This window comes from Roseivivax isoporae LMG 25204 (genome assembly GCF_000521865.1).
In the GTDB taxonomy this organism is placed as follows: Bacteria; Pseudomonadota; Alphaproteobacteria; order Rhodobacterales; family Rhodobacteraceae; genus Roseivivax; species Roseivivax isoporae.
Map to the genome: position 1 here is coordinate 24,604 of NZ_JAME01000041.1, position 10,256 is coordinate 34,859.

Below are 10,256 nucleotides of genomic sequence, written 5' to 3' on the forward strand. Positions count from 1 at the left end.
GGGTCAGCGCAGCGCGCGCCCCTTGAGGATCGCCTCGGGGCCGAAGCGCGCGCGGATGCGGTCCGTCGCGCGTTCCGCCGCCGTGCGCCGCGCCGCCTGCGGATCGAGGAGATCGGGCGTCCGGTCGGCCTCGGCCTCGGGGCAGAGCTCGGAGAGGCCGACGCCCAGCAGACGGTAGGGGCGCCGTCCCTCGACCTGGTCGAAGAGCCCGCGCGCGGTGCGGTAGATGCGGTCGGCGATCTGCGTCGGGTCGCGCAGCGCCTGCCGGCGGGTCACCAGCGCAAAATCCGCGCGCTTGAGCTTCAGCACCACGACGCGGCCGGCGAGGCCCTTGGCCTTGGCGCGGTCCGCGACCTTTTCCGCCATGCGCCAGATGTGCCCGTCGAGGATGTCGGGGTCGCTCGTGTCCTCGTTGAAGGTCGTCTCGTTCGAGATCGACTTGACCGGGGCGTGCGGCGAGACGCGCCGCGTGTCCTGCCCCCGGGCGAGGTGCCAGAGCCGCGTACCCATGGAGCCGAACCGCTGGGTGAGGTCGCGCGCGTCCCAGCGCCGCAGATCGGCGAAGGTGGCGATGCCCGCGCGCGACAGGCTTTCGCGCCCGGCCTCGCCCACGCCCCAGATCAGCCCCACGGGCCTGTCGGCGAGGAAATCCATGGTCTCGGCCGCACCGATCACCGAGAAGCCGTGCGGCTTGTCGAGATCCGAGGCGATCTTGGCCAGGAACTTGTTGTGAGAGAGCCCGATCGATCCGGTGATGCCCAGCTCGTCGCGCATCCGCCGCACGAGCCGTGCCAGCATCGCCGCCGGCGGCGCGCCGTGCAGCCGCGCTGTGCCCGAGAGGTCGAGGAACGCCTCGTCGAGCGACAGCGGCTCGATCGCCGGCGTCAGATCCTCCATCATCGCTCGGATGGCGCGGCTGACCTCGGCATAGACCGCCATGCGGGGTTTGATGACGACCGCGTCCGGGCAGAGCTTCAGCGCCTTGAACATGGGCATGGCCGAGCGCACGCCGCGGATGCGCGCCACGTAGCAGGCGGTGGACACTACACCGCGCCGCCCGCCTCCGATGATCACCGGCTTGTCGGCAAGCGAGGGGTCGTCGCGCTTCTCGACCGAGGCATAGAAGGCGTCGCAGTCCATGTGCGCGACCGAGAGGTCCCAGAGCTCCGGATGCTGCACGATTCGCGGGCTGCGGCACCTGGGGCAGCGCGTCCCGGCATCGAAGCCGGTCGAACAGTCACGACAGAGGGCTGGCATTGGGTCGCTGACATCGGCAGGGGAACTAGGTCGGAGGATAAGGTGTCGGAACGGGATACGCCATGGCACAGAACGGAACGGATCGCTTCGGCGGCGCGAAGGTGCTGGTTTTCATGGGAGAGCGGCTGCTGGTCATCCGCCGCGACCTGCGCGACGACATCCCGTGGCCGGGCGCGCTGGATTTGCCCGGCGGCGGCCGCGAAGGCGACGAGAGCCCCGAACGCTGCGCGCTGCGGGAAACCGAGGAGGAGGTGGGCCTGGTGCTGTCCGAGGCGGACCTGTCCTGGCGCGCGCTCCACCTTTCGGCGACGCTGCGCAGCTGGTTCTTCGCCGCGCGCCTTCCGCCCGAGCGCGTGCGGGACGTGCGCCTGGGCGACGAGGGGACGGAATGGCTGCTGATAGATCCGGGGGCGCTCTTGCGCCGGACGGACACGATCCCGCACCACATGGCCATGCTCGAGCGCTACCTGGCCGAGACTCATTGCACGTGATGCTGCCGGTGGGGTAGGCAGAGGTGCGCCGGACCCGGCGGGAATGGACCGGGTCCGGCGCTGAACGAGGTCTCCGGGACAGGGAAAGACCTCAGGGGGAACAGGAACTTAACGCCGACTCAGGCAGCGCGGTTCCAGAAAAAGTGCGCGATGCGCTGGTGCAGGGGCAGGACGTCCTCGGGCGCGGTGTCGCGCACCCGCGGACGCAGCCGCGAGCGCAGTGCGCAGGGCCGGTCGAGCGAGCGCAGCGCGTCAGCCTTGAGTCCGGCGATGGCCTCCTCCTCGCTCGTGTCGAGCGGCGCGGCGAAGCGTCCGGGCACGCGCATGCGGCCTTCGTCGGTGTCGAGCGTCACGAGCGCGTCGAACGCCTCGGCCTCGGGCGTGTAGCGCAGGCCGTCAACGGAAACGGCCACGGGATGTGTCTTGGTACCGGTCGCCAGGGTCATGGTCTGGCCTCCTCGTCAGTGCCTTTGACGGGGTGAACGCCGGAAAGGGTTCCGGCGTTCCCTCGGGGCAGGGCGAGGGTCAGCCGAGCGCCGCGACGAGGTCCCGCGCCGCCTGCCGCGGATCGGACGCGCCCCAGACCGCGCGCCCGACGATGAGGTGGTCGGCCGAGGCGACCGGATCGCCGCCGCTCTCGGTCACGATCAGCGCGTCCGCGGCTCGCGCGCGCACCGCCGCGACGGCCTCCTGCGGAACCACGACACCGTCGGCCCCGGCCTCGAGGGCGCGCACGGCCCGTTCGGCCGCGATCTCGGTCACGCTGCCGCCGGCGACGAGGCAGGCGTCGAGCGCCGTCCGGTCGAGATCCGCGAGGACCGTCACCGCGAGGATGCGCGTGGCGGTGCCGCGTGCGCCGGCCATCGCCGCAGCCACCACGTGCGGGTCGCCGTGCACCGTCAGGCACTCGACCTCGAACTGCGCGAGGCCCTGCACCGCGGCCTCGATCGCCGCCGGCCGGTCGAAGAGTTTCATGTCGAGAAGGATGCACTTGCCGTGTTCCTGGCGCAGCTCGTTGGCCAGCGCGAGCCCGCCGCCCGTCAGCATCCCGAGGCCCACGCGGTAGAATGTCACCGCGTCGCCAAGCCGTTCGGCGACCGCGAGACCCGCGAGGGCGTCGCTCACGTCGAGTGAGACGATGAGTTTTTCTCGGGGCATTCCGCTGCCCGTCAGTCGGTCGCTGGGCATGCTCCGGCTCCGCCATTTCCTCGGTTCCGCAGCACTCCGACGCAGCGCGCGGCATGTCAACCTGGGAACGGTTTTTGAAACGGGGTGTTCCCGAGCCATATTGACCCTGAACATCGCAAGCCTGGAGTTCGCAATGGCCGACGAGAAGCAGCCCCCCCAATCATCGCAGACCGAGCAGAGTTCCGGAGGTTCGGCGACCGCGCGCCCCGCCGGTCTTGCGCCGATGATCCTCGGATCCGGCGTGGTCGTCGCGCTCGCGATCGCGATCGTCCTGAACCTGTCCTCGGGCGGGGGTGACGTCGAGACCGCCTCGGACGTGCCGGCGAGCGACGAGACCGCGTCCGAGAACGCCGAAGGCGACAGCCTCGACAGCGGCATGGCCGGCGCCGAGGCCGAAGAGGGCACGGGTGTCGCCGAGGACGAGAGCGACGCGCCGGCCGAGGGCGGCGACGATACCGCCGCGGCCGAGGATGGCCAGTCGAGCGGGGGCGAGAGCGAGGGCGCCGAAGCGCAGGGCGAAACGTCCGAGGGTGACGAGGACACCGCCGCGGCGGATGCGGAGACGCAGCAGGACACTTCGGGCGACGAGGCGCAGACCTCAGAAGGTGGCGATGACGCCGCCGCGGATGCCGAAAGCGAACAATCGGCGCAGTCGGATGAAGGTGCGGCCGACGCAGGCGACGGCTCCGGCCAGGAGGAGCAGGCGGCCGACGGCGGCCAGGGCGGAGCCACCGAGGTCGAGGGCGCGCAGTCGACCCAGTCGGGCGACGCCCCGGCCGGCGACGGTGACACGTCCGGCCAGCAGGACGGGTCGGAGCAGGCCGACGCCGGCGCGGCCGAGGACGTCGAGGGCGCGCAATCGACGCAATCGGGCGATGCCCCGGCGGATGACGGACAGTCCGAGGAGGGGTCGGACCAGCAGGCGTCGGGCGAGGCGGCCTCGGACGGCGCGGCCGCGACCGAGGCCACGTCCGGTCAGCAGCAGGCCCAGGGTGACCAGCAGCAGGGCGACCAGCAGGAGGAGACCTCTGGCCAGCAGGAGCAGTCTGCGGAGAGTGACCAGCAGGGCGAGTCGAGCGAGCAGGACGAGCAGGCCCAGGGCGGTCAGGAGGGCGACGCGTCCGGCGCACAGGAGCAGGCGCAGGATGACGCGCCCGGCGCACAGGACCAGCAGGCCCAGGGTGAGCAGCAGGCCCAGGGTGAGCAGCAGGCCCAGGGTGACGCTGCCGGAAGCGAAGGCGGCGGCGACGAGATGAGCGTGTCCGAGGCGGCGATGCGCGCCATGGAGGCGGCGCAGAGCGCGGCCGACGCCGCGGACGAGGCGGCGCAGGCTGCGGAAGCCGCAGCACAGGCCGCGCAGGACGCCTACGAGCGCCTGCGCGAGGCGAGCCAGACGCTGACCGGTCAATAAGCCCGGCACACGCACGACCATCGCGACCGGGACGGCACGGGCCGTTCCGGTCGCAGCTTTTTTGGCTGTTGCAATCTTGCACCGGTCGCTGTCCCGCCCCATCTGCTGACCGAAGGCCTCGAACGGGAACGTGCCGCCTTGCGGGCGTCCCGGAGAGGAGGTGCTTGGAGCAAGGAGACGACCCATGAACTTGGAGAAGTTCACGGAACGCGCGCGCGGCTTCGTTCAGGCGGCGCAGACAATCGCGATGCGCGAGAGCCACCAGAAGCTTTCGCCCGAACATGTCCTGAAAGCCCTGCTGGATGACGACCAGGGCCTCGCGTCGAATCTGATCGCGAGATCCGGCGGCGCGCCGGACCGCGTTCGGCAGGCCCTCGACATCCGGCTGGCGAAGATCCCGAAGGTCTCGGGCGATGCCGGGCAGGTCTATCTCGACAGCGCCACCGGCCGCGTCCTCGACGAGGCCGAGAAGCTCGCGAAAAAGGCCGGCGACAGCTTCGTCCCGGTCGAGCGGATGCTGACGGCGCTCGCCATGGTGCGCAGCCCCGCCAAGGAGGCGCTCGAGGCCGGCGCGGTCACCGCGCAGGGCCTGAACAGCGCGATCAACGACATCCGCAAGGGCCGGACCGCCGACAGCGCGACCGCCGAGAACGGCTACGACGCGCTCCGGAAATATGCGCTCGACCTGACCGAGCGGGCGGAGCAGGGCAAGATCGACCCGATCATCGGACGCGACGACGAGATCCGCCGTGCCATGCAGGTCCTCAGCCGGCGGACCAAGAACAACCCGGTGCTGATCGGTGAACCCGGCGTCGGCAAGACCGCCATCGCCGAAGGCCTCGCCCTGCGCATCGTGAACGGCGACGTTCCGGAATCGCTCCGCAACAAGCGGCTCTTGGCGCTCGACATGGGCGCGCTCATCGCCGGCGCGAAGTATCGCGGCGAGTTCGAGGAGCGGCTCAAGGCCATCCTGAAGGAGATCGAGACCGCGGCGGGCGAGGTCATCCTGTTCATCGACGAGATGCACACGCTGGTCGGGGCCGGAAAGGCGGACGGGGCGATGGACGCCTCGAACCTGCTCAAGCCCGCGCTGGCGCGGGGCGAGCTGCACTGCATCGGCGCGACCACGCTCGACGAGTACCGCAAGCATGTCGAGAAGGACGCGGCGCTGGCGCGGCGCTTCCAGCCCGTCTTTGTCCAGGAGCCGACGGTCGAGGACACCGTGTCCATCCTGCGCGGCATCAAGGAGAAGTACGAGCTGCACCACGGCGTGCGGATCTCGGATTCGGCGCTCGTCGCCGCCGCGCAGCTGAGCCACCGCTACATCACCGACCGTTTCCTGCCCGACAAGGCGATCGACCTCGTCGACGAGGCGGCGTCGCGGCTGCGCATGGAGGTGGACAGCAAGCCCGAGGAGCTCGACCAGCTCGACCGGCAGATCCTGCAGATGCAGATCGAGCAGGAGGCGCTCCGCAAGGAGGACGACACCGCGTCGAAGGACCGGCTCGAGAAGCTCGAGCGCGAACTCGCGGAACTGCAGGAACGCGCCTCCGAGATGACGGCGAAGTGGCAGGCCGAACGCGACCGGCTCGCCTCGGCCCGCGACCTGAAGGAGCAGCTCGACAAGGCGCGTGCCGACCTCGAGATCGCCAAGCGCAACGGCGACCTCGCGCGCGCGGGCGAATTGTCCTACGGCATCATCCCCGGCTTGGAGAAGCAGCTGGGCGAGGCCGAGCAGGCCGAGGCCGAGGGCGTGATGGTCGAGGAGGCCGTGCGTCCCGAGCAGATCGCACAGGTCGTGGAACGCTGGACCGGCATCCCGACCTCGAAAATGCTCGAGGGCGAGCGCGAGAAGCTGCTGCGCATGGAGGACGGCCTGCACAAGCGGGTCATCGGGCAGAACCAGGCGGTTCACGCGGTGGCAAACGCGGTGCGGCGGGCGCGCGCGGGGCTGAACGACGAGAACCGGCCGCTGGGCTCGTTCCTCTTCCTCGGACCCACGGGCGTCGGCAAGACCGAGCTGACCAAGGCGGTCGCGGAGTTCCTCTTCGACGACGACAACGCGATGGTGCGCATCGACATGTCGGAGTTCATGGAGAAGCATTCCGTCGCACGGCTGATCGGCGCGCCTCCGGGCTACGTGGGCTACGACGAGGGCGGCGTGCTGACCGAGGCGGTGCGGCGGCGTCCCTACCAGGTCGTGCTGTTCGACGAGGTCGAGAAGGCGCATCCCGACGTTTTCAACGTGCTGCTGCAGGTTCTCGACGACGGCGTGCTGACCGACGGTCAGGGCCGCACGGTCGACTTCAAGCAGACGCTGATCGTGCTGACCTCGAACCTCGGATCCCAGGCGCTGAGCCGCCTGCCCGAGGGCGCGGACAGCGCCGACGCCAAGCGCGACGTGATGGACGCGGTCCGGGCGCATTTCCGGCCCGAGTTCCTGAACCGACTGGACGAGACGATCATCTTCGACCGGCTGCGCCGCGAGGACATGTCGGGCATCGTGGACATCCAGCTCGCCCGCCTGCTCAAGCGGCTCGCGGCGCGCAAGATCCGGCTCGACCTCGACGACAGCGCGCGCAAGTGGCTGGCGGACGAGGGTTACGACCCGGTCTTCGGCGCCCGCCCCCTCAAGCGGGTGATCCAGCGCAGCCTGCAGGACCCGCTGGCCGAAATGCTGCTCGCAGGCGATGTGAGCGACGGCGACGCAGTGCCGGTCCATGCCGGTGCGGATGGGCTGGTGATCGGCGACCGCGTGTCTGCCACCAACCGGCCGCGTCCGGACGACGCCGTGGTGCACTGATCCCTTGAGGTGATGACGGAAGGGCCCGCCGGAACGATCCGGCGGGCCCTTTCTCTATCTATGCACGTCGTGTCGGGGTCAGACCGGGCGCATCAGCGTGTCGACCTCGTGTGCGAAGCCGTTCGTCGCCTCGATCTCTGACAGGCTGACCGGGGCCCCGCCGGCGCGGAGCCCGTTGCCGCCCAGCCCGTCGACCACGAGCGAGGTGCCCGCGAGCGTCGGCAGCACCGTGCGCCGGCCGACAAGCTCGAACACCGAATGCCGTTCGGGGACCACGTGGTGGCGCAGGATGCGGGCGAGCTGCGGCCGGAAGACCGGATCGATCAATTGGTCGTACTGCGCCTGCGACATCCGCCAGAACGCCATCTCGCGCGGGGCGAAGACCGTGAACGGTCCGCGCCGGCGCAGCGTGTCCGACAGCCCGGTGAGGACCAGCAGGTCCATCAGCGTCAGGTATTCGGCGCGGGTGCCGAGTTCCGACAGCAGGTCGAGCTGTGCGCGGCGTGCCTGGGCCGCGGCCGGCAGAAGGGACAGCGCGCCGATGCCGGCGGCGCCGCGCAGCGCGTCGCGACGGGTCAGGGAGCGGGTGGTCATAGCGGGCTTCCTCCACTTGGGCCGCCCCGCGGGGCGGGCTTTGCCGGGCTGCTCTCAGCCGCCGCGGCCGATGGCGTTGCGGGCGATCACGTCGAGCAACGCCTGAGCTTCCTTCATCGGTCCCTCGGGCATCGCGCGATAGCCGATGGTCGTGACCTCGGGATTGCCCCGCGCCACGATCACGAAGATCGTGTAGGGACAGAACGCGATGTTGAGCGGATCGTTCTCCATCATCTTCTGCGCAAGGATCGACGAGCAGAAGCTGTAGGTTTCCGCGTGCTGGTAGACGCTGTCGGCCAGCGCGAGGTCCGTGCGTCCCCCGCCCGACACGCTGACGAGGCTCTGCCGGCTGACATCGAGCCCGTGGCCCACGAGCGCGTTCTCGAGCCCGAAGATGACGTCGTCGAAGGGCAGGGGGGTCTGGTAGGACACGACCCCGGCAGGGGCAGGCGGTGGCGGCCGCAGCACGATCCCGCGGGTGGCAAGGTCCTCGCCCGATGCGCCCCCGGCCATCGCGCAGGCCACAACAAGCACCGCGGCGCGCACATGACGCGAGATCGGCATTCTTTCCTCCGCTCCCTTCCGGGCATCGTCCGTCGGGCGGAGTATCCATCGGCACCGTCGGCTTGCCAACAACCGAATTGGATGCCGCGGCACACGAAACGAGCGCGCAGACGTTTCAGACGCGGCACGTCAACGTGAGCCGAATTGGTTTGGGCGCGCCCGTGGCCGCGCCTAAGTTCGCGGGGAACGGAGGCGGGGATCGGCGATCCGCCGCGAGAGGAACGGAGAGATTGCATGGCCCACCGCTGGACGAACGACCTGACCCGGGAGGACGCGACGCCCGAGGCGCTGTTCCTGAACCGCCGCCGCGTGCTGGCGGGGCTCGCGGCCGGGGGCATCGCGGCGGGCCTGCCGGGGCGCGGCCGGGCGCAGGACGCGCTCGAGCCCAACACCTGGGAGGAGATCACCTCCTACAACAACTACTACGAGTTCGGCACCGGCAAGGAGGATCCCGCGCGCTATGCCGGGCAGCTGACCACCGAGCCGTGGAGCGTGCGCATCGACGGGCTGGTCGACCGCCCCGGCGACTACGCCTTCGCCGACATCATGGAGCGCATGACGGTCGAAGAACGCATCTACCGGTTCCGCTGCGTGGAGGCGTGGTCGATGGTGGTGCCCTGGAACGGGTTCGAACTGGCGGACATGCTGGATCTCGCGGGCGTGCAGGAGGGGGCGCGGTACGTGGCCTTCGAGACGGTGCTGCGCCCCGAGGAGATGCCGGGCGTCTCGCGCCCGGTCCTCGAATGGCCCTATGTGGAGGGGCTGCGCCTCGACGAGGCGCGTCACCCGCTGACCATCATGGCGACCGGCCTCTACGGCCGGCCGATCCCCAACCAGAACGGCGCGCCGCTGCGGCTGGTGGTGCCGTGGAAGTACGGATTCAAGTCGATCAAGTCGGTGGTGCGCGTGACGCTGACCGCGGACGAGCCGCCGACCTCGTGGAACGTCGCCAATCCGCGCGAATACGGCTTTTACTCCAACGTGAACCCCGAGGTGGACCATCCGCGCTGGAGCCAGGCCTCCGAACGCGAGATCGGCGGGGGCCTCTTTGCCCGCCGCAAGCCCACGCTCATGTTCAACGGCTACGAGGAAGAGGTCGCTCAGCTCTACGAGGGCATGGACCTCGCGGAGAACTTCTGAATGACGCCGGTCGACCGCGTGAACGCCGGGCTGCGGCGCGTCCCGGTCTGGCCTCTCTATATACTGGGGGCGCTGCCGCCCCTTTGGTTCCTCTGGCTCGGCCTGACCGGCGGCCTCGGCGTCGAGCCGATCAAGGCGCTCGAGCACGAACTGGGCGAGCTGGCGCTGCAGGTCCTGGTGGCGGGGCTCGCGGTGACGCCGCTGCGCCGGCACCTCGGGCTGAACCTGATGCGGTTCCGGCGGGCCCTGGGCATCCTCGCCTTTGCCTACGTCTTTCTGCACCTCTTGGTCTGGCTGGTCCTCGACGTGCAGATCCCCGCGCAGATCTGGGCCGACATCGTGAAGCGGCCGTACATCACCGTGGGCATGGCGGCCTTCGCGCTGATGGTGCCGCTTGTCGCCACCTCGAACGACCGCGCGGTGCGGTGGCTCGGTCCCCGCTGGCGGCGGCTGCACCGCCTGACCTACCCGGCCGTGATTCTGGGTGCGGTCCACTACGTGATGCTGGTGAAGGGCTTCCAGATCGAGCCGCTCCTCTATCTGGGGGGGATTCTGGCTCTCCTGATGCTCCGGATTCGGGTTCCACGGCGGCTCCGGACGGCCTGAAACGCTCCTCGCGGCCGCGGGCCGCGGGGCCGCCGCGCGGGGCGGCGCGATGTTCCCGCCGGGTGGCGAAGAAAATTGCGTTCGACCTTCCGTCAGACGCAACATATGGGGCCCAAGCCCATGGTTTTCTTCACGAAAGCGGTTCTTTGAAAAAAATGCGACGATTTCCGAAAATAGGGCTTGCGGGTATTTGGAGTAATCC

The 10,256-nt window shown here is 69.9% G+C and carries 10 protein-coding genes; 5 read left to right on the forward strand and 5 right to left on the reverse strand.

All coding sequences use genetic code 11. The features are described from left to right. Nucleotides 1–3: 3 nt before the first annotated feature. The gene (locus RISW2_RS19755; protein WP_043774243.1) at nucleotides 4–1,257 is read right to left on the reverse strand and encodes a DNA polymerase IV; all 1,254 of its coding nucleotides are present in this window, start codon (nucleotides 1,255–1,257) and stop codon (nucleotides 4–6) included. A 62-nt stretch (nucleotides 1,258–1,319) separates the two neighbouring features. Here RISW2_RS19755 and RISW2_RS19760 point away from each other — a divergent pair, with 62 nt between their 5' ends. Beyond that, complete coding sequence (locus tag RISW2_RS19760) at nucleotides 1,320–1,748, forward strand: NUDIX domain-containing protein (RefSeq protein WP_043774244.1); 429 nt, start codon at nucleotides 1,320–1,322, stop codon at nucleotides 1,746–1,748. A 119-nt stretch (nucleotides 1,749–1,867) separates the two neighbouring features. On the opposite strand, the gene RISW2_RS23670 is transcribed toward RISW2_RS19760, so the two are convergent. Next, nucleotides 1,868–2,194 (reverse strand): hypothetical protein, encoded by a 327-nt coding sequence (locus RISW2_RS23670; protein ID WP_051492181.1) that lies wholly within the window; start codon nucleotides 2,192–2,194, stop codon nucleotides 1,868–1,870. Between the two features lie 79 nt (nucleotides 2,195–2,273). Beyond that, on the reverse strand, nucleotides 2,274–2,906 hold the full coding sequence (locus tag RISW2_RS19770) for an orotidine 5'-phosphate decarboxylase / HUMPS family protein (protein WP_043774253.1): 633 nt from the start codon (nucleotides 2,904–2,906) through the stop codon (nucleotides 2,274–2,276). Between the two features lie 253 nt (nucleotides 2,907–3,159). Between RISW2_RS19770 and RISW2_RS19775 the strand changes: the two genes are divergently transcribed. Then, entirely contained in the window at nucleotides 3,160–4,347 is a 1,188-nt protein-coding gene (locus RISW2_RS19775; RefSeq protein ID WP_156943899.1) for a putative sodium/potassium/calcium exchanger, read from the forward strand. 184 nt (nucleotides 4,348–4,531) lie between these two features. After that, nucleotides 4,532–7,150 carry an ATP-dependent chaperone ClpB gene (gene clpB, locus RISW2_RS19780; RefSeq protein WP_043774246.1) on the forward strand — a complete coding sequence of 873 codons (2,619 nt, stop codon included), beginning with the start codon at nucleotides 4,532–4,534 and terminating at the stop codon, nucleotides 7,148–7,150. Between the two features lie 78 nt (nucleotides 7,151–7,228). Here the strand turns inward: clpB and RISW2_RS19785 are convergent, their stop codons facing one another. Then, complete coding sequence (locus RISW2_RS19785; RefSeq protein WP_051492182.1) at nucleotides 7,229–7,744, reverse strand: fasciclin domain-containing protein; 516 nt, start codon at nucleotides 7,742–7,744, stop codon at nucleotides 7,229–7,231. A 54-nt stretch (nucleotides 7,745–7,798) separates the two neighbouring features. Continuing rightward, on the reverse strand, nucleotides 7,799–8,308 hold the full coding sequence (locus RISW2_RS19790) for a DUF302 domain-containing protein (RefSeq protein WP_244437666.1): 510 nt from the start codon (nucleotides 8,306–8,308) through the stop codon (nucleotides 7,799–7,801). A 234-nt stretch (nucleotides 8,309–8,542) separates the two neighbouring features. Between RISW2_RS19790 and msrP the strand changes: the two genes are divergently transcribed. Further along, nucleotides 8,543–9,448 carry a protein-methionine-sulfoxide reductase catalytic subunit MsrP gene (msrP, locus tag RISW2_RS19795; RefSeq protein ID WP_043774247.1) on the forward strand — a complete coding sequence of 302 codons (906 nt, stop codon included), beginning with the start codon at nucleotides 8,543–8,545 and terminating at the stop codon, nucleotides 9,446–9,448. After that, nucleotides 9,449–10,054 carry a protein-methionine-sulfoxide reductase heme-binding subunit MsrQ gene (msrQ, locus tag RISW2_RS19800; protein ID WP_043774248.1) on the forward strand — a complete coding sequence of 202 codons (606 nt, stop codon included), beginning with the start codon at nucleotides 9,449–9,451 and terminating at the stop codon, nucleotides 10,052–10,054. It begins immediately after the preceding gene. The last annotated feature ends 202 nt before the right edge of the window (nucleotides 10,055–10,256 follow it).